At 31.4% G+C, this 23,034-nt stretch carries 19 protein-coding genes, 1 tRNA gene and 1 pseudogene; 14 read left to right on the top strand and 7 right to left on the bottom strand.

The features are described 5' to 3' along the window. Positions 1-53 precede the first annotated feature (53 nt). Positions 54-548, bottom strand: a complete 495-nt coding sequence (locus ACIQ66_RS08925) for a DUF6702 family protein (RefSeq protein WP_396212454.1) — start codon at positions 546-548, stop codon at positions 54-56. Between the two features lie 335 nt (positions 549-883). Continuing rightward, the gene (locus ACIQ66_RS08920) at positions 884-1,603 is read right to left on the bottom strand and encodes a hypothetical protein (protein WP_396212453.1); all 720 of its coding nucleotides are present in this window, start codon (positions 1,601-1,603) and stop codon (positions 884-886) included. Positions 1,604-1,874: 271 nt separating this feature from the next. Here ACIQ66_RS08920 and pepE point away from each other — a divergent pair, with 271 nt between their 5' ends. Next, positions 1,875-2,582: a dipeptidase PepE gene (gene pepE, locus ACIQ66_RS08915; protein ID WP_396212452.1), complete on the top strand. Its 708-nt coding sequence runs from the start codon at positions 1,875-1,877 to the stop codon at positions 2,580-2,582. A 51-nt stretch (positions 2,583-2,633) separates the two neighbouring features. Here pepE and ACIQ66_RS08910 read toward each other — a convergent pair. Further along, positions 2,634-2,706 (bottom strand) — tRNA-Gly (locus ACIQ66_RS08910). 181 nt (positions 2,707-2,887) lie between these two features. Between ACIQ66_RS08910 and ACIQ66_RS08905 the strand changes: the two genes are divergently transcribed. Both ACIQ66_RS08905 and ACIQ66_RS08900 read left to right on the top strand, forming a co-directional pair. Further along, positions 2,888-3,328 carry a GNAT family N-acetyltransferase gene (locus ACIQ66_RS08905; protein WP_396212451.1) on the top strand — a complete coding sequence of 147 codons (441 nt, stop codon included), beginning with the start codon at positions 2,888-2,890 and terminating at the stop codon, positions 3,326-3,328. 6 nt (positions 3,329-3,334) lie between these two features. Further along, positions 3,335-5,035 (top strand): murein L,D-transpeptidase, encoded by a 1,701-nt coding sequence (locus ACIQ66_RS08900; protein WP_396212450.1) that lies wholly within the window; start codon positions 3,335-3,337, stop codon positions 5,033-5,035. Here ACIQ66_RS08900 and ACIQ66_RS08895 read toward each other — a convergent pair. Further along, entirely contained in the window at positions 5,032-5,298 is a 267-nt protein-coding gene (locus tag ACIQ66_RS08895) for a murein L,D-transpeptidase catalytic domain-containing protein (protein WP_396212449.1), read from the bottom strand. The two genes, ACIQ66_RS08900 and ACIQ66_RS08895, sit on opposite strands and share 4 nt — an antisense overlap. Before the next feature lie 22 nt (positions 5,299-5,320). Next, positions 5,321-5,563 carry a hypothetical protein gene (locus ACIQ66_RS08890; protein ID WP_396212448.1) on the bottom strand — a complete coding sequence of 81 codons (243 nt, stop codon included), beginning with the start codon at positions 5,561-5,563 and terminating at the stop codon, positions 5,321-5,323. 277 nt (positions 5,564-5,840) lie between these two features. Here ACIQ66_RS08890 and ACIQ66_RS08885 point away from each other — a divergent pair, with 277 nt between their 5' ends. The 8 genes from ACIQ66_RS08885 (at position 5,841) to ACIQ66_RS08850 (ending at position 16,637) form a co-directional block, all read left to right on the top strand. Next, positions 5,841-8,276, top strand: coding sequence for a DUF5916 domain-containing protein (locus tag ACIQ66_RS08885; RefSeq protein WP_396212447.1), 2,436 nt, complete (start codon positions 5,841-5,843; stop codon positions 8,274-8,276). A gap of 108 nt (positions 8,277-8,384) precedes the next feature. After that, positions 8,385-9,902, top strand: a complete 1,518-nt coding sequence (gene gpmI, locus ACIQ66_RS08880; protein ID WP_396212446.1) for a 2,3-bisphosphoglycerate-independent phosphoglycerate mutase — start codon at positions 8,385-8,387, stop codon at positions 9,900-9,902. 155 nt (positions 9,903-10,057) lie between these two features. Next, a complete protein-coding gene (locus ACIQ66_RS08875; protein ID WP_396212445.1) occupies positions 10,058-10,690 on the top strand; it encodes a leucine-rich repeat domain-containing protein in 633 nt (210 codons plus the stop codon). 11 nt (positions 10,691-10,701) lie between these two features. Beyond that, positions 10,702-11,409, top strand: a complete 708-nt coding sequence (locus ACIQ66_RS08870; RefSeq protein ID WP_396212444.1) for a TerC family protein — start codon at positions 10,702-10,704, stop codon at positions 11,407-11,409. A gap of 4 nt (positions 11,410-11,413) precedes the next feature. Beyond that, positions 11,414-12,088 carry a TetR/AcrR family transcriptional regulator gene (locus tag ACIQ66_RS08865; RefSeq protein ID WP_396212443.1) on the top strand — a complete coding sequence of 225 codons (675 nt, stop codon included), beginning with the start codon at positions 11,414-11,416 and terminating at the stop codon, positions 12,086-12,088. 2 nt (positions 12,089-12,090) lie between these two features. Next, positions 12,091-13,755, top strand: coding sequence for a peptidase domain-containing ABC transporter (locus ACIQ66_RS08860; RefSeq protein ID WP_396212442.1), 1,665 nt, complete (start codon positions 12,091-12,093; stop codon positions 13,753-13,755). Positions 13,756-13,760: 5 nt separating this feature from the next. After that, positions 13,761-15,107 (top strand): HlyD family secretion protein, encoded by a 1,347-nt coding sequence (locus tag ACIQ66_RS08855; protein WP_396212441.1) that lies wholly within the window; start codon positions 13,761-13,763, stop codon positions 15,105-15,107. A gap of 141 nt (positions 15,108-15,248) precedes the next feature. Next, a complete protein-coding gene (locus ACIQ66_RS08850) occupies positions 15,249-16,637 on the top strand; it encodes a TolC family protein (RefSeq protein ID WP_396212440.1) in 1,389 nt (462 codons plus the stop codon). A 41-nt stretch (positions 16,638-16,678) separates the two neighbouring features. On the opposite strand, the gene ACIQ66_RS08845 is transcribed toward ACIQ66_RS08850, so the two are convergent. Next, positions 16,679-17,953, bottom strand: a complete 1,275-nt coding sequence (locus tag ACIQ66_RS08845) for an acetyl-CoA hydrolase/transferase family protein (RefSeq protein ID WP_396212439.1) — start codon at positions 17,951-17,953, stop codon at positions 16,679-16,681. Between the two features lie 159 nt (positions 17,954-18,112). Between ACIQ66_RS08845 and map the strand changes: the two genes are divergently transcribed. Together map and ACIQ66_RS08835 are read left to right on the top strand one after the other, a co-directional pair. Next, positions 18,113-18,928: a type I methionyl aminopeptidase gene (gene map / locus ACIQ66_RS08840; protein ID WP_396212438.1), complete on the top strand. Its 816-nt coding sequence runs from the start codon at positions 18,113-18,115 to the stop codon at positions 18,926-18,928. Positions 18,929-18,966: 38 nt separating this feature from the next. Further along, positions 18,967-19,341, top strand: a pseudogene (locus tag ACIQ66_RS08835) (GxxExxY protein). A gap of 203 nt (positions 19,342-19,544) precedes the next feature. On the opposite strand, the gene ACIQ66_RS08830 reads toward ACIQ66_RS08835, so the two are convergent. Next, the gene (locus ACIQ66_RS08830; protein ID WP_396212437.1) at positions 19,545-20,066 is read right to left on the bottom strand and encodes a DUF1573 domain-containing protein; all 522 of its coding nucleotides are present in this window, start codon (positions 20,064-20,066) and stop codon (positions 19,545-19,547) included. A 156-nt stretch (positions 20,067-20,222) separates the two neighbouring features. Between ACIQ66_RS08830 and mutS the strand changes: the two genes are divergently transcribed. Beyond that, positions 20,223-22,859, top strand: coding sequence for a DNA mismatch repair protein MutS (gene mutS / locus ACIQ66_RS08825; protein ID WP_396212436.1), 2,637 nt, complete (start codon positions 20,223-20,225; stop codon positions 22,857-22,859). Positions 22,860-23,034 lie beyond the last annotated feature (175 nt).

Below are 23,034 nucleotides of genomic sequence, written 5' to 3'. Positions count from 1 at the left end.
AATTTTTGAAGCTATAAAAGTAATTATTTTTATCTAAAGTGCTAAAATAGATGTTATTTTAACATTCCTTTGATAGTCTCAGAAGTTAAAAGCAAACTGTGTTTTTGGCCATTGAAATTGGCTTGAATGATGTTTTGCTGTTCATTGTGAACTTCGGTAATGATTGAATTTTCTATCTCTAACATCTTAATTTTAGAAATCTCTTTGATTGAAAGATAACAAATAACTACATTTTCTTCTACTTCTTTACTTACAAAATTCATTGGTTTTACTTTGCCATTTACCTTAATTTGAAATTTTTCAGCGAAGTATTTTTTTATCAACTCAGTATCTTGTGGTGACTCGTTTTTGGTTGCAATAAAAACTTTTTGCTTGTATTTTTTTTCTAAAGCTTCATTCAAATCATCAATAAAAATTCGCGTAGTGATTTGAATCATCTTCTTTTTGGGCACAAATTCTATTTGGTAAATAGCCGTGTAAAATTTGTGTAATCCGAAAGAGGAAAACACCAAAAAAGCTATTGCAAGAACTAAACCAACTTTTTTCATTTTTCAAAAATAATTATTTATTAGGAAACTTTGCTTTAATTCTTTAACCACAAATTTACTTCGTCAATTTCGACCTATGGTCTCGGGTCACTAATTTTCATAAATTGTTTTTCGATTTATTAATATAAGACTATGCCTTAACTTATAATATAAAACTCTCTTAATTTAAGCGCAAATTTACTTCGTCAATTCGACCTATGGTCTCGGGTCACTAATTTTTACAAATTGTTTTAGTTTTTTATGCTACTTTCTTTCTAGCATTTCAGGGTGTTTAACTGCAAATTCACTTAAGCCAAATTGAGCAATCTTTTATTTTTTTGCTTTAATAATATCTATTAGTCTTTGGGCTGAATGGTTCGTAAATATTCTTTTGACAAATTAATCATCAAAAACTTAGCTAATGTTTTATTTTTAGCTTTTAAAGCATTCTGTAAATCAATATTTTCAACTGCATAATAGTGAAATCCTTTGACGAATTCTTGCGGAATTTTTAGTTTTTCGACAAAATAATTTTCTTCAAAAAGGTATTCCAATCTTACTAATGCTTTTTCATTTTTTTCCACAGCTACTCCTTTCTTAAGCATCTCTGTTCTTCCAGAAATCTTGTTTAAAAGTGGGTCTAAAAGTCCTGTTGTTGCGGTACGAACTTTTCTTTCGGCTGGTGTATAGGTCTTTTGATTTTTAGAAACAATTCCCGCTGAAACGGCATTTATCTCGCTTTTTTCAATGACAATTTCTTTCAAATCAATCGTTTTGGAACTCATTAAAATATAAATCAATTCTTTGTCGAGATCGCTTTCAATAATAATTCTGTAAACTTTTTTTAATTGAATTGAAGACAAAACCAATGTTTCTCCTATTTTAGCATTGATATAAAAATAACCTTGTTTATCGGTTACCGTTGTTTTTTCAGATTCTACATTTTCAACATTGATACCTTCCAAATCGCTTATATCAGCATTTACCTTTCCTTTTATTTGGTAGGTTGCTCCGTCTTGAGCATAAACTGTAGTTAGAAACAAGACAAAAATAAGTTGTAAGTAAAAATGCTTCACTGTTAGTTCGTTTGATTTGTTTCGGTAAAAATATCGTTTTATCTTGCAAATAATTAGCTAATAGAATTGTAATTTTTTGTTAATTTAAAGAAATCGTCTCTGTCATTAATTAAAAAAATATTTCAAACCATTAAGATAATTAGGGAAATTAAGCTAATAAAGCATAGTAAAACTAATTCCTACATTGAAAAAAAGTAATCTTTAAATGAGTTTTTTCGATCTAATAAGGTTCATTATAAATTTGTAAATTTGATGAAATTTTAAATCGAAAATGAAAAATCTACTTATTGCCAGCACCTCAACCATTCATGGTGGCGAATATCTTGAGTATTTAATACCTACATTAGAAAACCATTTTGCTTCTTGCAGTACTATTTTGTTCATTCCTTATGCTAGGCCGAGCGGTATTTCGCATGATGAATATACAGAAAAAGTCAGTGTAGCGTTTGCTAAAATAAATAAAAAAGTAAAAGGACTACACGAATTTGAAAATCCTGCAGAAGCTATTGAAAATGCGGAAGGAATTTTTACTGGTGGCGGCAACACTTTTGTATTGGTAACACAACTATATGAAAACAAAGTAATGTCTGTTTTAGCCAAAGCCATAGAAAACGGAACTCCGTATCTTGGCACAAGTGCTGGAAGTAATATTACAGGTGTATCGATGCAAACCACCAATGATATGCCGATTGTTTATCCGCCAAGTTTTGAAACATTAGGAGCGATTCCTTTTAATTTGAATCCGCATTATTTAGACCCAGATTTGCAAAGCAAACATATGGGCGAAACCCGTGAAACTAGAATAAAAGAATTTCACGCCTACAATTCTTTACCTGTTTTGGGATTAAGAGAAGGAAGTTGGTTAGATGTAAAAGGCACCAAAATTGTTTTGAAAGGCGAACTTACGGCAAGATTATTTCAACAAAATAAATTGCCTGAGGAATTGGAGCCTGGAACTGATTTGGGAGATTGGAGTTAGTAACTTTAAAAAATAAAAAAACCTCTAACGTTAATTAGAGGTTTTTTGCAGAGCGGAAGACGAGGCTCGAACTCGCGACAACCAGCTTGGAAGGCTGGAGCTCTACCAACTGAGCTACTTCCGCATTTATTTCACAAAACGCTTATTTTATAAGGAGTTCCATGAACTTCGTTTGTGAGTGCAAATATAATAGATTTGTTTCTTTGGATGCAAATTTTTTTTTGTTTTTTTTACAGCTAAATTTTGATTCTTATATTTGATTTGGCTAAAAGATTTATTTTTAATTTGTTATAAACATTTTCGCAATGAAATTAATTCAAAAAATTGCTTCAAAACAGACCTATACAGTTAGAAATGCTGTGTTGCGACATGGAAAACCTATAGAATCTTGCCGTTTTGATGGAGACGATTTGGAGACTACAACGCATTTTGGGTTAGTTGTTGCTAAAAATATAATAGGAATTGTATCTATATTTCAACATAAAAGCGATATTTTTGTAGTCGGAAATCAGTACCAAATTCGCGGAATGGCGGTTTTAGAAGATTTTCAACAAAAAGGTTTTGGCCGTGAGTTGATTCTTTATTGTGAAAAATATATTTTGACAAAAAATGGCAATCTAATTTGGTTCAATGCAAGAGAAAATGCTGTTAAGTTTTATGAAAAATTAGGTTACACAAAACAAGGAAATCCTTTTATTATTGATGGTATTGGCAGCCATTATGTAATGTATAAAATGTTAACATAATTGCTTATGAATAAACTTTACCTATTTATTTTACTTATCGCAATTACTTGTTGTCAAAAAGCCACCAAAGGTATTGTTTCTATAGATAATGCTTCTTTTTTTGATTTGAATCTATTGGAAGACAAAATAAAGATTGATTCTGTTGCTTTAAATAATACCGAAAACAAACTTTTAATAGATTTTTACAAAAAAAACAATTACGAAATCATTTGGCAATCGGAAAATCACAGAAATTTTGTACTTCAAGAAATTGGAAATGCTGAAAATGAAGGGCTAAACCCTATAGATTATTGGTATAATTCAATTAAAAAAAACGAAAGCAATTACGATGATTTGAGCAACGAGCAATTGGTAAATTATGATTTATTGCTCACGCAAAGCATGCAAAGTTATATTTCCCACATCAGTAAAGGAAAAGTAAATCCACATGTAATATATGATGATTATGACTTGAAGGAGGAAATTGTTGATGTAAATTCGATTCTAAAAGATTGTATTGATAAAAATGATTTTCAGCACATTATCGAAAACTGTAAGCCAAGTCATCCAATGTATAAAAACTTAAAAGAAAGTTTAAAAATTCTTAGAGCTTATCCAAAAGTTAAAACTGAAAATTTTGATTCGAAAACTCCCAAATTAATTCCGGGAAAATCATACAAAGCCGTTGTACTCCTAAAAAGAAAGATTAACTATTGGAAAGACGCATTAATTACCGATTCATTATCGAATGTTTATGACAAAGAAACCGTTGCAGGTGTAAAGAAATTTCAGAAAAGACATGGTTTATATCCAGATGGCGTTGTTGGCGCAGGCACAATCGAAGTATTGAATTTTACCAGAGACCAACGTATTAATCAAGTGTGCGTTAATCTAGAAAGATGGCGCTGGTATGCAAAAGATTTTGGATCTAATTATTTATTAATCAACATTCCAGATTATAGTTTGGTTGCTATAAAAGACGGAGATACAACACAAAAACAACGAGTAGTAGTTGGCAAAAAAACTCGTCAAACGCCCGTTTTAGAGTCTAAAATATCAACTATAAATTTGAATCCTAATTGGACAGTACCCCCCACTATTTTGGCAGAAGATGTTTTTCCTGATGCTATAAAAGACAGAAACAAATTTAACAAGGATAAATTAAAAATTTATAATTGGAAAAAACAAGAAATTAGTCCATGGGAATGGAAAATAGAAGACGCAAACAAATACCATTATGTTCAATCACCAGGAAGAAATAGTGCCTTGGGGTTGATGAAAATAAATTTCAAAAACAAATATTCTGTCTATCTTCATGACACTAATCATAGAGATTATTTCAAGTTTACTTATCGGGCATTAAGTTCGGGCTGTGTAAGACTTGAAAAGCCATTAGAAATGGCAGAATATATTCTTAATGATGGAGAAAAATGGCCTCTTGAAAAAATACAAGATACTACCAATATCAACCATTATATTAAACTGAAAAGAGAAAAGTTTAATGAACAAGCAAAAAAAGATGCTGCAAGATTGGCAAAAAATCCACTTTTAGTAATTACACCCAAAAAGTTTGTTAATCCTGAATTAAAAACAATAGTACTAAGTGTAAAAGAAGATGTTTTCGTTCATCAATTATACTGGACAGCTTGGCAAAAAAATGGAGTTTTACAGTTTAGAGAAGATATATACTGTAGAGATTCTGAATTATTTACTTACTTATACTATTAGTTCACTTTTCTTAGCATGCAAATTATCGGGTGCATAAATAAACATGATTTGTTTTTGATAATCTTGATATTATTTTTACTCAATTTTTGAGGTAAAGCAGGACAACCATGACTTCTATCGAGAATTTTACTCTTATTATATTTCATATAATCCATAGAAACATAAGGAGCTCCATGCACCACAATATCTCTCATTCTCACTTTGTGATTGATTCTTCTTTCTAAACCGTCAAGTTTTAACGATATCCGTGACTTCCAATACAAGTTTAATCAGTTGCAAAAAAACCTAAACTACTTTTGTTAGAATCATCTTTGTTAGAATGTTTTTTCTGATTTTTCCTTGCTCTTTTAAAACATAAAAACCTAGCAAGCCTCTTTCAAAGAATTTTAATTTTGGTAAATTATTTTTATTTGTCTCAAGATTATTATAAACATCTTTTACAAATAGCATCTTATCTAATGAAGTCATTGAAGAAAATTCAACAGGTATAATTTCTTTTACAATAGAATTTTTAGTAGTAAAAGACAAAAATGCAATTGATATAAAAAGTAAAGTCAAATTAAATTTGATAGGTTATATTTTCAAATATTAATAGAATCGGGACGCCAAATGTAAAATCTTAACTGCTACCAGCAAACTTTTCAATCGTTTTTTTTATCGATTAAATACAAAATTTAACGGTTATATGCTTTATTTAATAAATATATTTTTATTCTAAATTTCAAAAACTAAGCCAAACAAAATACCCTTTAATGAGTAGGAAATTTCGATAAAATAACTAATTTTGCTCGCCTAAAAACAACTTATGAATCGTTTATCCATAAAATTCCTATTTGGTATTTTCTTTATCTACTTTACAGGAATAAGTCAAAAAAAAATATACACAACTCAATTTATAAGTGAAACAATTTCTATTGATGGTGTCTTTGACGAGGAGATATGGAAAACAGCCTCAATTGCAAAAAACTTTGTAAAATACGATCCCGACAATGGTAAGCCTGAAGCTGATTATTGCAAAACCGAAGTGAAGATTGCATACAGTAACGAAGCTATATATGTTGCTGCTACTTTATATGATAGCGAACCAAATAAAATCTTAAAAGAAATATCGAATCGAGATGCAGAAGCAGTTGCTGACCAATTTGGAATTTTTTTTAATGGCTTTAACGATGGACAACAAGAATTTAGATTTTATGTAACAGCAGCTGGAGTTCAAAAAGACTATTTGTACACTAATGATAATGGAGAAGATGGTTCTTGGGATGCAATTTGGGCAAGCAAAGTAAAAATATCAGCTATTGGCTGGACAGTCGAAATGAAAATTCCTTATGCTGCCTTGCGATTTTCTTCGGAAAAAAAACAAACTTGGGGATTGAATCTTTTTAGAGAATTTCGTCGCGAAAGACAATATTACACTTGGAATCTAATTGACACCAAAATACCAACTGAAGCAACTCAAGCAGGACAACTTGAAGGAATTGAAAATATAGAACCGCCAACAAGATTGTTTTTTATTCCTTATTCATCCATGTATCTTAATACAAACGAATACCAAAAAACTAAAAGTGAGTTCAAGGTTGGATTGGATATTAAATATGGTATTAATGATGCATTTACACTTGATGCAATTTTGATTCCCGATTTTGGACAAACCGCCTTTGATAAAGTCGAATTAAATCTTACGGCTTTCGAACAACAATTTGCAGAAAACAGACCTTTTTTTACAGAAGGAACAGAACTTTTTAGCAAAGGAAATTTGTTTTATTCTAGAAGAATTGGTGGAGAACCATCAACAACACCTGAACTCAATAACAATGAAGTCTTTACTAAAAACCCTTCTAAAGTGAATTTGCTTAATGCTATAAAAATTTCTGGCAGAACCAAAGATGGATTGGGAGTTGGATTTTTGAACGCAATAACTGAAAAAACAATGGCTTCAATAAATAATGAAATAACTGGAGAAAATCGAACTGCTGTTTCAGAACCATTGGCAAACTACAATATTCTTGTGGTTGACAAACGTTTTAATCAAAACTCATCAGTTTCTCTAATTAACACAAACGTAACCCGAAACGGAGAGTTTAGAGATGCAAATGTTACCGGACTAATATGGGATTTGAGAAACAAAAATAATTCTTTTCAAATTCAAGGAAATCATAATTATAGTACTGTAAATGACACCGAAGATAAATCAGGAACTAAATCTTATATAGAATTTAATGAAACTGCTGGAAAATACCGTTTTGGGGTAGGCGGAGAATATGTTTCTGATAAATTTGACCCTAATGACATGGGAATTAACTTTTTAACTCATTACCATGCTCTTTATGGCAATTTTAGTTATAGAATTCTTAATCCTACAAAACATTTCAACAAATTTAGTATTTTCAACACTACCTATTCAGAGTTTGATAATAGAACTGGAAGAGTTCAAGAGTTTACTTTTGAAACAAACATAAATACAACTAGTCGAAAAAATGATTATTTGGGTTATGGAATTTCTTTTAGACCTGTAGAAGTTTCCGATTTTTATGAGCCTCGTTCTTTCAATGAAACACGGCTTCTTACACTTCCTAAATATTTTAACAGTTATATCTATTTTTCATCTAACTTTAATAGAAAATTTGCTATTGACTTAAATCCATCTGTAACTATTTTTAATGAAGATAAGCGTGCTACATACAGTATGAGTATAATGCCACGCTATCGTTTTTCAGATAAATTTTCATTGATTTATGATTTTTTTATAAGAGCTCAAAAAAATGATATTGGGTTTGTTTCAAATGTAGATACTAATTCAAGTGATATTTCTATGGGCAGAAGAGACAGAACTACTTTTAACAACACGATTACAAGTAAATTTTCGCTTAATAATGTAATGAACTTAAACCTTTCTTTACGGCATTATTTATCCCATGCAACTTACAATAGAATAAGCATTCTTCAAAATGACGGAAGCCTAGTAACCAATGGTTTTAACCTCGAAGAATATAACAGAAATTACAATACTTGGAATTTAGATTTATCCTATACATGGTGGTTTGCGCCAGGTAGTCAAGTTAGTGTTTTGTATAGAAATAATAGTGTTACCGAAGAAGATAAATTTACTGGAGTTGATAATAGATTTGAATCAAACATAAAAAAATCATTGAACCATCAAAACCTTGATCATATTTTTTCCATAAGTGTTCGCTATTTTATCGATTACAATTCAACCAAAAACTGGTCTTCAAAAAAATAATTTTCTTCAAAACCACTAAATCGTTTTCGTTGTTTTTCAAATAAATTTACCCCTAACTTTTAATTTGAGCAATTGCAAATGCTTATCTTTGTGTAAAATACTAGCACAATGAACAAAAAAGTAATTCTGATGATTCTTGACGGTTGGGGAAAATCTACAGACCCAAAAGTATCGGCAATCGACAATGCCAATATACCATTCATAAACAGTTTATATACAAAATATCCATCGGCTCAATTGCGAACCGACGGTCTTAATGTTGGTTTACCCGAAGGTCAAATGGGAAATTCAGAAGTTGGACATATGAACCTTGGTGCTGGTAGAATTGTATATCAAGATTTAGCTAAAATAAATTTGGCGGTTCAAAACAAAACTATGAATCAAGAAAAACCACTTCTTGAGGCTTTCAAATATGCTAAAGAAAATAACAAAAAAGTGCATTTTTTAGGATTGGTTTCTAATGGCGGCGTTCATTCACATACATCACATTTATACGAATTGTTAGATACCGCTCAAAATTTTGGAATAGACAAAGTATTTGTTCATGCATTTACCGATGGCCGAGATGTCGACCCAAAATCAGCAATAACAGATATTGCAAATCTTGAAAATCATATAAAAAACTCTAAAGCAAAAATCGCTACAATTATAGGTAGATATTATGCAATGGATAGAGATAAACGTTGGGAAAGAGTAAAACTAGCTTACGATTTAGTAGTGAATTCTGAAGGAGAAAAATCTACAAATTCAGTTGAAAGTATCAAAAAAAGTTATGCTAATGATGTTACCGACGAATTCATACAACCCATTGTGATGACGGATGAAAATGGAAATCCATTAGCGAAAATTGAAGAAGATGATGTTGTAATTTTCTTCAATTTTAGAACCGATAGAGGTCGTGAATTAACAGAAGCTTTATCGCAAAAAGATTTTCACGAATTCAATATGCGCAAAATAAATTTGTACTATGTTACAATGACTAATTATGATGACACTTACAAAAATGTTCATGTAATTTATGATAAAAACAACATTACAGAAACCCTTGGAGAGGTATTAGAAAAAGCAGGTAAAAAGCAAATTAGAATTGCCGAAACCGAGAAATATCCTCATGTAACCTTCTTCTTTTCTGGTGGAAGAGAAATTCCGTTTGTAGGCGAAACTAGAATTTTAAGAAATTCGCCAAAAGTAGCTACTTACGATTTACAACCCGAAATGAGTGCTTTCGAACTTAAAGATGCTTTAGTTCCAGAACTTAAAAAAGGTGAAGTTGATTTTGTATGTTTAAATTTTGCCAATGGTGATATGGTTGGACATACAGGTGTAATGGAAGCCGCTATAAAAGCTTGCGAAGCCGTTGATGCTTGCGTAAAAGAAGTGGTAGAAACTGCTTTAGAAAACAACTACACTACTATAATCATTGCAGACCATGGAAATTGTGAAATTATGATGAATCCAGATGGTTCTCCAAATACAGCACACACAACGAATCCGGTGCCAATTATTTTAGTTGATAAAGATTTGAAAACTATTAATGATGGTGTTTTAGGAGACATCGCTCCTACTATATTAGAATTAATGGGAATTGAAAAACCAGCAGTTATGACACAGCATTCGTTGCTATAAAAACAAAAACAAGTTATGTTTTATAAAGAGATTCATTTTTTTGAGTCTTTTTTTTTATTCTAAATTTAATAAATAAAAGTTAAAATTTCATTATTAATAGTAATACTATTATATTTGCACATACTTTTGTTGTTTTAAACTAAACAATAGTAATCATGAAAAGAATTATTCACACGTTAGTGTTATTACTAGTGCTCTCGAGTTCATCTTTTGCTCAAAATAACGATAAGGCAAAAGAGTATACATCATTGTATGATGCGCTAAAGGAACCTGAAAAAGTAGTACGATTAAATCTTAGCAACCAAAATATAAATTTATCTAATGAAAATTGGGCAAAATTCATCAACTTAGAATATTTAAGTTTAAAAAATGACCATTTAAAAGAAATTCCAGATGCCATATCAAACCTTAAATCATTAAAAACAATTGATTTAAGTAACAATGACTTTACAAACTTACCAGAAGAGTTTTCTAATTTAACCAATTTAGAAGAAATCTATTTGAACGACGAAAAGAATATGAATCTTCCTAAAACACTTTCTATTCTATCTAAATTACCTAAACTAAAATCACTTCACCTTGAAAACGACAACCTATCTGCCTTACCAAGTGAATTACTCCAATTTAAAAATTTAGAATCATTGCATTTAAACAATAATAATTTTAAAGAAATTCCAAAATTGGAAACTTTAAACCATTTGAAATATCTTGATTTAAAAGACAACTACATCGACCCTAAATTACAGGATATGAAAAACCTAAATTTCGGATTTAAAATTAATTTCTAAAATTCAATAATATGATAGACGCTTTAATACCATTATTATCTTTAATTGCTCTAGAAGTAATACTAGGAATAGACAACATTATTTTCATTTCAATTCTTGCCGATAAACTCCCAGAAAGTCAAAGAAACAAACTGCGCTTTTGGGGAATTGGTCTGGCTATGGTGATGCGATTGGTGCTTTTAGCCTTTATTTCGTGGATATTAAAACTCGATAAAACATTATTTTCACTTTTTGAAACTGACTTTACAGGAAAAGGAATTATTTTAATTCTTGGTGGGCTATTTTTAATATATAAAAGTACTAAAGAAATTTATCACAAAACAGAAATTGCAAATTCTCATGAAGCCGAACTTCCAAAAAAAGGAAGTTTTAGAAAACTTCTAGGCGAAGTGATTATTCTAGATTTAGTATTCTCGGTTGATTCAATTATCACCGCAGTTGGAATGGTTGATGAACTTTGGGTAATGTACACAGCTGTAATTGTAACTGTTGTCATTATGTTATTTGCATCAAAACCAATCAGCGAATTTATTTCTAAACATCAATCGTTTAAAGTATTAGCCCTTTGTTTTTTAATGATGATTGGAGTTTCACTTATTGCAGAAGGGTTCCATTTCGAAATACCTAAAGGATACATCTATTTTTCAATGGCATTTGCCTTTTTAGTAGATGTAATTCAGATGAAAACAGTATCAAAAAGTACCACAAAACAAAATTAATATAATGCAAAACATACTATCTAATATCATTATTTCGGTAAACGATAAATTGTACGTAAAAAATCCTGAAACATCAGATTTAGGAAAGAAAATCATTGAACAAAGTGTTTTACTAATAAATGAAATAGGTTTTGAAAACTTTACATTCAAAAAATTGGGTGAAAAAATAAGCTCGAATGAAAGTTCTATTTATCGTTATTTTGAAAGCAAACACAAACTATTGTTATACCTTTCCTCTTGGTATTGGGGTTGGATTGAATACAAACTAGCTTTTGCCACAACCAATGTTTCGAATCCTATGGAACGATTAAAAAAGGGGATTACCATTGTAACTGAAATAGTGAAAGATGATTCAACGACATTGCATATAAATGAAGCAATACTAAACAAAATAATTATTCAGGAATTTACAAAAACTTTTCTTACTAAAGAAGTAGATGAAGAAAATAAAGAAGGATTTTTTCTTGTTTATAAAAGAGTAATTAATAGAATTATTGAAATGATAACAGAGGTAAACCCAAACTATGCTTTTGCAAAAAGTTTAGCCTCTTCAATAGTAGAAGGCGCTTTGCATCAACATTTTTTAAAAGATCATTTAAAAACAATTACTAATTGTAATGCAACAATTTCACCAACAGAGTTTTACATCAATTTAGTTGAAAACACCTTAAAACATTAGTTATGAGTCAAACGCCATTGCAACGATTCTTTAATTTATTAAAATTGGATAAAAGAGATATTTCTCAAATTTTCTTTTACGCTATTTTTGCTGGATTAGTCAGTCTATCGCTACCGTTAGGAATTCAAGCTATTATCAATTTAATTCAAGCAGGACAAGTAAGCATTTCATGGATAGTTCTTGTTGTAATTGTTGTAATTGGTGTAGCATTAGTTGGAATTTTATCATTAATGCAACTACGAATTACAGAAAACTTACAACAAAAAATATTTATACGCTCGTCATTCGAATTCAGTTATCGTTTGCCAAAAATTAAATTTGAAGAACTTTATAATCAATATCCCCCAGAATTAGCCAATCGTTTTTTCGACACTATTTCAATTCAAAAAGGAACTTCAAAATTATTAATTGATTTTTCTACAGCTTTATTACAAATTCTATTCGGAATAATTCTCTTGTCGTTATACCATCCATTTTTTATTTTCTTCGGAATTTTGTTAATAGTATTACTCTATTCTATTTTTAAATTCTCTTATAGCTCAGGGCTTTCTTCAAGTATGAAAGAATCAAAATACAAATATAAAGTAGCGAGTTGGCTTCAAGAAATTGCTAGAAATAATTTTAGCTTTAGAAAACAAGATAACTTTGATTTTGCTTTAAATAAAAATAATATTTTGGTAGATGAATATTTAAATTACCGAGAAAAACATTTCAAAATAATCAAAAGACAATTTTCACAACTAATTGTTTTTAAAGTAATTATTACGGCATGTTTGTTATTTATCGGTGGATATTTAGTTTTAAATCAAAAAATGAATATTGGACAATTCGTTGCTGCTGAAATCATCATTTTATTAGTATTGAATTCTGTTGAAAAACTAATTGTAGGTTTAGAAAGTCTATATGATGTATTAACTTCTGTCGAAAAAATTGGTGAAATAGTAGATTTGAATATCGAAGAAGCACAAATAAAAAATCAAGATTATTGTTTTACTAATATAACCTTAGAGGCCGAAAATCTTAGATTCAAATTTCCAGATTCTATGGATGATGTTTTAGACAAAATAAATTTGAAAATTGATCAATCAGAAAAAATATACCTTGAAGGTGATAATGGTTCAGGAAAGACAACACTTTTGCGCATTTTATCGGGTGCAATGCAACCAACATCAGGTTCGTTTTATATAAATGACGATACGTATCGCAAAATTGACTTAGCCCAATATCGTTCGCAAATAGGAACAATTACTCAAGGCGAAACTCCATTTGAAGGAACTATTCTAGAAAACATAACGTTCAACAACTCTTTAATTTCGCATGAAGATATAAAATGGGCAATTGAAAGCGTAAAATTGGGCACGTACATCAAAACATTACCAAACGGATTAAACACTAAAATTTTTCCAGATGGTCGACAGTTATCTTCTTCCAATGCACAAAAAATTCTATTAGCTAGAAGTATTGTAAATAAACCAAAAATATTGTTTTTCGAAGATCCTTTAGACAAAATGGACGAAGAAGCAACTAAAGAAATCATCGATTTTATTACAGATGCCAAAAACAAATGGACCATAATTATATCTTCCAAAAATGACTATTGGAAACAAAAATGTACAAGAAAAATAAAAATGAAAGAAGGAAAAATAATTGCTGACACAAAACAATAATTGCCATGCTAAATATTTCTAAAAAAAATCCAATAACCGAAAATATTGATCAATATAGTACAGTAAAAAGTCTTGCTAATAGACCGTATTACAAAATATTGAACAAAATTATCATTTATGTTTCCTTAATTGGAGTTGTAATTTTATTTCTTCCATGGACGCAAAACATTTCTGGTTCAGGTGCGGTTACTACACTAAAACCAAATCAAAGACCACAAACAATTCAATCGGCAATTGCAGGTAGAATAGAAAAATGGTATGTTCAAGAAGGAGATTTTGTAAAAAAAGGGGATACTATTTTGTTCATTTCCGAAATCAAAGAAGATTACTTTGATCCCAATTTAGTTCAAAATACCAAAAGTCAAGTAGATGCTAAAAAAATGGCAGGCCAATCGTATGGTGGAAAAGTAACTTCGCTTTCAGCTCAAATAAATGCCATTGAAAACGAACGCATTTTAAAATTACAACAAGCCCAAAATAAAATCCGTCAAGGAGTTTTAAAAGTTCAAAGTGATAGTATGGATTTGGAAGCTGTAAAAACGCAAATAAAAATTGCCAACACACAATTCAATCGTTCGGTAACATTAAACAAAGAAGGATTAAAACCGTTAACCGATGTCGAAGAAAAAAGATTGAAATTACAAGAGGTAGATGCCAAAATCATCACACAAGAAAACAAACTTTTAGCCAGTAAAAATGAATTAATTAATGCAAAAGTTGAAATTAACAGAATTAGCGCCGAATATGCAGAGAAGAGTTCGAAAGCACAAAGCGACCAATTTACAGCTTTAAGCAACCAATATGATACAGAAGCACAAGTTAATAAATTACAAAATCAATATGTAAATTACCAAATTAGAAATGGTATGTATTACATAAAAGCACCGCAAGATGGTTATGTAAACCGCGCTATCCAATCAGGACTTGGTGAAACCATTAAAGAAGGAACGCAAATTGTAAGCATCATGCCCTCAAAATATGATATTGCAGTAGAGACCTATGTTTCTCCTACCGATTTACCTTTAATTCACAAAGGCGAAAAAGTCAGAATTTGGTTTGATGGCTGGCCTACCATAATTTTCTCAGGCTGGCCCAATATGAGTTACGGAACATTTGGCGGAAAAATTGTAGCTATAGAAAATTTCATTTCTCCCAACGGAAAATTTAGAGTTTTAATTGCGCCAGATGAAAAAGAGGAAGTTTGGCCAAAACAAGTTAGTATTGGTTCAGGTGCGCAAACATTGGCATTATTGGAAAATGTACCAATTTGGTTTGAATTATGGCGAACACTAAACGGTTTTCCTCCCAATTATTACTTACCAAAAGGTGAAACATCAAAAGAGAAAAAATAATTTATTAGGAACAAATGGCTTGCGCATTTTTGCAATCCATGTTCCTGCTCTCGTCAGTCGCTTTAACTTATTTAAACAATAAGTTAAGAGCTCCAACAATGACGAGATCAGGGTTAATCAATAATCTAAAGGTTACCAAAAATGAATTTCAAAACACTAGTATTTTTACTATTAACGACTTGGGTTACAGCACAAGATAAAAATCTTCAAGAACTCACCTACAATGAGTATTTGGGATTTGTAAAAAAATACCATCCCATGGTAAAAAGCGCCAGCCTAGAGGTAACAAGTGCACAAGCCAATTTAATGATGGCGCGCGGTGGATTTGATCCAAAAATAGAAGTGGATTTCGACAAAAAACAATTCAAAGACAGCCAATATTTTTCACTTTTAAACAGCAGTTTCAAAATTCCAACTTGGTATGGTATTGAAGTAAAAGCAGGTTTTGACAACAGCGAAGGAATTTTTTTAAATCCAGAAAACACAGTCCCTAATCAAGGATTGACTTCTCTTGGCATCACAGTTCCATTGGGTCAAGGATTATTAATAAACCAAAGAATGGCCGATTTAAGAAAAGCCAAAATCCAAATCCAATTAAGTCAAGCCGAACGAAAATTACAAGCTATTGAAGTTTTATACAATGCATCTGTCGCCTATTTCAATTGGAAACGAAATTATAGCGAAGTACAGTTATATTCTGAATATTTAAAAAATGCAGCCATACGATTTGAAGGTGTAGCAAGTCTAATAAAAAACGGAGATAAACCAGCAATAGATAGCGTTGAAGCAGGGATTATTGTAAGAAATAGAAAACTTAGTCTTGAAGATTCACAACTAAAATTAATAAAATCTAAACTAGAATTATCTAACTTTTTATGGCTTGAAAACAATGTTCCTTTAGAATTACAAGACACAATTATTCCTGAAGAAAATCTAGAAAACACAATCAAAGAAACGTTAAAAACAAACGAACTTTTGATGGAGACTATTTCAATAGAAAACCATCCAAAAATAAATTCATTACAAAGTAAATTGGCTATTTTAGAAGTAGAACGCAAACTAAAAGCCAACAGTTTACTACCAAAGGTTGATGTAGGTTATCATTATTTATCCGAACCCAATTATTGGAACGACACTAATTTTAACAACTATAAAGTTGGCGTAAACTTTAGCTATCCTTTATTTCTGCGAAAAGAGCGTGGCGGATTACAGTTGGCTAAATTCAAAATTCAAGATACGCAATACGATTTAGATTTAGAACGTGTTCAGCTAAAAAACAAAATTAATGCACAACAAACCGAAATCAATTCGCTAGAAAGACAACGAAAGTTAATTGCTGATTTGGTCAAAGACTACAACACCATGTTGAATTCAGAAGAGCGTTTGTTTTCGTTTGGAGAAAGCTCTATTTTCTTAATCAATTCAAGAGAAAATAATTTGGTAAGCTCTCAATTATCTGAATTGAGTTTGGAAAATCGTTATTTAATTTCGAATGCCGAACTATTTAAAATCATGGCCAATCCAGATTAATAATTCAATTGCCTCGAGCTTAAACTCGAGGCAATTGAAAACTACATATTATTTAGCATTTCAAAATATTGTCTGTCAATACTTTCTTGATGGGTTGGATGTGCAATTCGAACCATTTCTCCAACTCTTTGACGAAGTGTTTTTCCGTACAAATCGGCTACTCCGTTTTCTGTAATGATATAGTGAACATGAGAACGTGTTGTTACAACTCCTGCCCCTTGTTTTAAGAAAGGAACAATTCTGCTCAATCCTTTTTTAGTAGTTGATGGCAAAGCGATAATTGCTTTGCCACCAGGACTTAATGATGCTCCACGAATAAAATCCATTTGTCCACCAACACCAGAATACATTTGTGGACCAATAGAATCAGCACAAACTTGACCAGTTACATCAACTTCAATTGCCGAATTTATAGCAACCATTTTTGGGTTTTTTCTGATTCGAGCTGTATCATTAACCATTGAAGATTCTTTCATTTCGATAAATGGATTGTCATTTACATAATCATACAAACGCTTTGAACCCATTAAAAATGTTGCCAAAACTCTTCCGCGTAAAGTGCCTTTGTAATTACAATTGATAACATCATTTTCAATCAAATCGATTATACCATCAGAAAACATTTCGGTATGCAAACCTAGATTTTTATGATTTGTCAATTTGCTTAAAGCAGCGTTTGGAATAGAACCAATTCCCATTTGAAGTGTGCTTTCGTCTTCAATTAATGATGCAATATAGCCTCCAATTTTTTCTTCTTCTTTAGTAAACGGAACAACATCGTGACCATAAATTGGAGTATCAACTTCAACAAGATAATCAATTTCAGAAACGTGAAGAATTCCGTCGCCAAAAGTCCTTGGCATTTGCGAATTTACCTGCGCAATAACAATTTTTGCATTCTCGATTGCGGCAACTGTAGCTTCTACAGAAACTCCAAGCGAACAATAACCATGTCTATCTGGTGGCGAAACATGAATAAAAGCAACGTCAAGCGGCAAAACATTTTTACGGAATAAATGAGGTAGTTCACTCAAAAAAACAGGGGTGTATGAGCCATTTCCTGCTTTTAAAGTGTGACGAACATTCGCTCCAATAAAAAAGGAATTCACATGAAAACTATCTCTTAATTCAGGATTGGCGTAGCGTGCCTCTCCTTCTACATGAAGGTGACAGACTTCAACATTTCTCAATTCAGACGATCTCTCTGTCAATGCATTAGCTAAAATGGTTGGTGCTGCTGCTGCAGCTTGAAGATAAACTCTATCTCCAGATTTTACGACTTTTACAGCTTCTGCTGCGGTAACATATTTACTCATGCCTACTAAATTTAATGCAAAGTTAAAATCGTAATTTTTGAAAAAATATGATAAAACTCATATAGAAACAAATTACAATATACAAAATCCAAATTACAAAATTCGCATTATTAAATACTAAACACTTTTCACTACTTTTGCATTCACAAAATTTGAAAAATGATTATCCCAAAAACAAGAGAAGAAATTGAGTTAATGCGAGAAAGTGCTTTAATCGTTTCTAAAACATTAGGTGAGGTTGCCAAAATCATCAAACCTGGTGTTACAACATTACAATTAGACAAAATTGCAGAAGAATTTATAAGAGATAATGGAGCCATTCCAGGATTTCTAGGATTATATGGTTTTCCAAATACTTTATGTGTAAGTCCAAATGCGCAAGTTGTTCATGGAGTTCCTAATAACAAACCTCTTGAAGAAGGCGATGTTATATCGGTAGATTGCGGAGCATTAAAAAATGGTTTTTATGGCGATCATGCTTACAGCTTTGAAATTGGTGAAGTTGCTCCTGAAGTCAAAAAACTTTTACAAGTTACCAAAGAAAGTTTGTATGTTGGAATTCGAGAATTTAGAGCAGGAAATCGTGTTGAAGATGTTGGAAGTGCCATTCAGAAATATTGCGAAAGTCATGGTTATGGAGTTGTTCGCGAATTGGTTGGTCACGGTTTGGGAACCAAAATGCACGAAGATCCCGAAATGCCAAATTACGGGAAACGTGGTCGTGGAAAAATGTTTGTTGAAGGAATGGTTGTTGCCATCGAACCAATGATAAACATGGGAACAAAAAACGTAAAACAACTAAAAGACGGTTGGACAATTCTAACCGCCGACGGAAAACCAAGTGCGCACTTTGAACACGACGTTGCTTTAATTAATGGTAAACCTGAAATTTTATCAACTTTCAAATATGTTTATGAAGCTTTGGGAATTGTAAGCAATGAAGAAGATGAATTTAGAAACCATAACTATTTTTAAACACAGATTACACAGATTTTCACAGATTAAATTTATTTATGGAAGATTTTTATTTAAAAGATGAAACATATAAAATCATAGGACTTTGCATGGAAGTTCATAAAATTCTTGGAAAAGGTCATAGCGAAAATGTGTATGCTGATGCTTTAGAATATTAATTTAAAATAAATCATATACCATACGAAAGAGAAAAAAAATACAATATTGAGTATAAAGAGATTATGCTTCCAAGATATTATTTCTCAGATTTCACTGTTTACGATGAAACCATATTAGAATTAAAAGCTATTCAAGAGTTATCAAGTAGTGAAATTAAACAAACATTAAATTATTTAGCCGCTTCAAAAAACAAAATAGGATTACTTGTTAATTTTGGAGAAGATAGCCTAAAATACAAAAGAGTGATTTTATAATAAGAAATGAAAACATTCCTAAATAAGTGGAGTAAACTAAATTAATATAAAATCTGTGAAAATTTGTGGAATCTGTGTTTATTTAGTTTTATCTAATTCGTGCAAATTAGTGAAATCCGTGTGAAATTTTCATCAATAATTTATATAAAAACAAAAACTTCCTGAAATTCAGGAAGTTTTTTATTATGAATATGTTTCAAAAATTATTGAGCTTTTAACTCAGTAGCTTTAGGCTCTTCTTTTTTAGTTTCATCAGCTAATACATTACCTTTAATTGTCAAAACTTTGGTTGCTGTACCTTCTGCATTACTAGTAATAGTTACCGATTTTTGGAAAGATCCTGTTCTATTGGTGTCATATTTTACACCAATAACTGCTTTTGCACCAGGAGCAATAGGCTCTTTTGGATAAGTTGGAACGGTACAACCACATGATCCTTGAGCATTAGAAATAATAAGCGGTTTGTCACCATTGTTTGTCAAAACAAATTCTCTTTTCCCATCAGCATTTTGTTGAATTGTTCCGTAGTCGATAGTTTCAGATTCAAAAACTATTCCTGCACCAGTTCCTTTAGTAGCTTCTTTTTTAGAGTCTGCAGCTACAGCCCCTTTAGTAGTTGTAATTGTTTTAGTAGTCTTAGATTTTTTTGCTGCAGCTTTTGTTTGCGCAGAAGCAGTCGTTAATCCGAAAGCCGCTAATACAGTAATTAAAAGTATTTTTTTCATTTTTATAAAAAGTTTTAAAGTTTAATGAAGCAAATTTATACAAAAAACTTGCCATCAGTCACAATGAAACTTAAATTTTTATTAAATGAAATGTTAATGCTAAATTTTAAATATAAATAATTAAATTCGTAAACTCAATTTAAAATCAAATTTCCCTTGTCATCAAAAGAAAAATCGGTTAAAGAAACACCCTTAATGAAGCAATATAACGAGATTAAAAGGAAATATCCTGATGCTTGTTTGTTGTTTAGAGTAGGTGATTTTTATGAAACTTTTGGAGACGATGCTATTCGAGCATCAAAAATTTTAGGAATTACCTTAACTAAACGTGGCGCTGGTTCCGAAACCGAAACCGCTTTGGCAGGATTTCCACATCATTCAATAAATACCTATTTGCCTAAATTGGTAAAAGCTGGACTTCGAGTGGCTATTTGTGACCAATTAGAAGATCCAAAAATGACCAAAACCATTGTAAAACGTGGCGTTACCGAATTGGTTACACCTGGAGTTTCGATGAATGATGAAGTCTTACAATCCAAATCGAATAACTTTTTAGCTTCGATATATTTTGCCAAAAAAAATATAGGAATTGCCTTTTTAGATGTTTCAACGGGTGAATTCTTAACAGCACAAGGAAACGAAGAATACATTGACAAACTATTACAAAATTTTCAACCAAGTGAAGTTTTAATCCCGAAACAAAACAAAGCTGATTTCAAAGAAAATTTTGGCGATGATTACCACAGTTTTTATCTCGAAGATTGGATTTACAAAGAAGATTACGCCTTTGAAACCTTAACCAATCATTTTCAAACCAATTCGCTAAAAGGTTTTGGAATTGAAGAATTAGCAGATGGCATAATAGCTTCTGGCGCGATTTTGTATTATTTATCAGAAACGCAACATAATAAAATTCAGCATATTACCAATATTTCACGTATAGCAGAAGATGCTTACGTTTGGATGGATCGCTTTACCATCAGAAATTTAGAATTATACCATAGTTACAATCCAAATGCAGTTACCTTATTGGATGTAATCGACAAAACGCTTTCGCCAATGGGTGGAAGACTGCTAAAACGTTGGTTGGCTTTACCTTTGAAAGACCTCAACAAAATAAGAAGTCGTCACGAAGTTGTTTCTTTTTTGAAAGAAAACAAAGAAGTGCTATCAAAAATTCAGCTTCAAATCAAACAAATTTCCGACTTAGAACGTTTGATTTCCAAAATTGCTACCGGAAAAGTTTCGCCGCGTGAGGTTGTTCATTTAAAAGAATCACTTGATGCAATTATTCCCATAAAATCATTGGCTTTAGAAAGCAAAAACGAAGCTTTAAAGATTATTGGTGATAGTTTGCATAGTTGTGATTTGTTGCGTGAAAAAATCAAAACAACTCTAAATCAAGAAGCTCCAGTTGCCGTTGCAAAAGGAAATGCTGTTGCAAAAGGCGTAAATGCTGAACTTGACGAATTAAGAGCCATTTCAACATCGGGCAAAGAATTTTTAGAAGGAATTGAAAAAAGAGAATCTGAGAAAACTGGAATTTCTTCTTTAAAAATTTCATTCAATAACGTTTTTGGTTATTATATTGAAGTTAGAAATACGCACAAAGACAAAGTTCCAGAAGAATGGATTCGCAAACAAACTTTGGTAAATGCCGAAAGATACATTACCGAAGAATTAAAAGAATACGAAACCAAAATTCTAGGTGCCGAAGAAAAAATATACAAACTCGAATCAGAAATTTTCGATCAATTAGTAGCTTGGATCGCCACTTATATAAAACCAGTTCAACTCAATGCCAATTTGGTAGCACAGTTAGACTGCTTGACTTCGTTTACACAATTAGCCATTGAAAACAAATATGTTTGTCCATCGCTAGATGAATCTTACGAATTAGACATAAAAAACGGCCGTCATCCAGTAATTGAAAAACAATTGCCGGTTGGAACGCCTTATATTGCAAATGATGTTTTTTTAGACAGAGAAACACAACAATTAATCATGATTACTGGACCAAACATGTCTGGTAAATCGGCTATTTTGCGTCAAACTGCTTTGATAGTTTTGTTGGCACAAATGGGAAGTTTTGTTCCAGCTGATAGTTTGCAAATGGGCGTTATCGATAAGATTTTCACACGAGTTGGAGCAAGCGATAACATTTCGATGGGCGAATCAACCTTTATGGTCGAAATGAACGAAACAGCTTCGATTTTGAATAATATTTCCGATAGAAGTTTGGTTTTATTAGACGAAATCGGTCGCGGAACAAGCACTTATGACGGAATTTCGATAGCATGGGCAATTGCCGACTATTTACACGAACATCCATCAAAACCCAAAACGCTTTTTGCAACTCACTACCACGAGCTAAACGAAATGTCTGAATCATTAGCCCGAATTCAGAATTACAATGTATCGGTCAAAGAACTCAAAGACACTGTTTTATTTGTTAGAAAATTAGTAAAAGGCGGAAGCGCTCATAGTTTTGGTATTCATGTTGCCAAAATGGCTGGAATGCCGCAAACGGTAATTTTGAAAGCACAAAAATTATTAAAAAAACTAGAAAAAGATCACTCAAACGATGCTTTAAACGGAATAAAAGCTGAAAAAGAAGACCCGAGCCTAAAAGGCGAACTGGCGCAGCAAATGCAAATGAGCTTTTTCAATCTTGATGATCCTTTGTTAGAAGAAATAAAAGAAGAGATTTTAAACCTCGATATTAATACACTAACACCTATTGAAGCGATGATGAAGCTCAACGAAATCAAAAGAATGCTGGGGAAAAAATAAAAAAGTAATTTTTAAAGTTCAAGCAATCAAATCATTAGTAAATTATAAAGTTTTTTTAATCAAAACCCTTGTGTAATTAAATTAATGTTATAAATTTGCATCCGCAATACCGTTAAGTATTGAAGTTCTTACACAGACAATCACGCAAAAATAGCTCAGTTGGTAGAGCGCGTTC

This window comes from Flavobacterium sp., from assembly GCF_044377315.1.
GTDB lineage: Bacteria > Bacteroidota > Bacteroidia > Flavobacteriales > Flavobacteriaceae > Flavobacterium.
This window is presented reverse-complemented; position numbering and strand designations above follow the sequence as displayed.

Coding starts and splice junctions, on each gene's coding strand:
- ACIQ66_RS08900 (WP_396212450.1), top strand. CDS start 3,335: ATGAATAAACTTTACCTATTTATTTTACTTATCGCAATTACTTGTTGT.
- ACIQ66_RS08865 (WP_396212443.1), top strand. CDS start 11,414: ATGCAAAACATACTATCTAATATCATTATTTCGGTAAACGATAAATTG.
- ACIQ66_RS08925 (WP_396212454.1), bottom strand. CDS start 548: ATGAAAAAAGTTGGTTTAGTTCTTGCAATAGCTTTTTTGGTGTTTTCC.
- ACIQ66_RS08845 (WP_396212439.1), bottom strand. CDS start 17,953: ATGAGTAAATATGTTACCGCAGCAGAAGCTGTAAAAGTCGTAAAATCT.
- ACIQ66_RS08855 (WP_396212441.1), top strand. CDS start 13,761: ATGCTAAATATTTCTAAAAAAAATCCAATAACCGAAAATATTGATCAA.
- ACIQ66_RS08875 (WP_396212445.1), top strand. CDS start 10,058: ATGAAAAGAATTATTCACACGTTAGTGTTATTACTAGTGCTCTCGAGT.
- ACIQ66_RS08905 (WP_396212451.1), top strand. CDS start 2,888: ATGAAATTAATTCAAAAAATTGCTTCAAAACAGACCTATACAGTTAGA.
- ACIQ66_RS08850 (WP_396212440.1), top strand. CDS start 15,249: ATGAATTTCAAAACACTAGTATTTTTACTATTAACGACTTGGGTTACA.
- ACIQ66_RS08860 (WP_396212442.1), top strand. CDS start 12,091: ATGAGTCAAACGCCATTGCAACGATTCTTTAATTTATTAAAATTGGAT.
- ACIQ66_RS08830 (WP_396212437.1), bottom strand. CDS start 20,066: ATGAAAAAAATACTTTTAATTACTGTATTAGCGGCTTTCGGATTAACG.
- pepE (WP_396212452.1), top strand. CDS start 1,875: ATGAAAAATCTACTTATTGCCAGCACCTCAACCATTCATGGTGGCGAA.
- ACIQ66_RS08870 (WP_396212444.1), top strand. CDS start 10,702: ATGATAGACGCTTTAATACCATTATTATCTTTAATTGCTCTAGAAGTA.
- ACIQ66_RS08885 (WP_396212447.1), top strand. CDS start 5,841: ATGAATCGTTTATCCATAAAATTCCTATTTGGTATTTTCTTTATCTAC.
- gpmI (WP_396212446.1), top strand. CDS start 8,385: ATGAACAAAAAAGTAATTCTGATGATTCTTGACGGTTGGGGAAAATCT.
- map (WP_396212438.1), top strand. CDS start 18,113: ATGATTATCCCAAAAACAAGAGAAGAAATTGAGTTAATGCGAGAAAGT.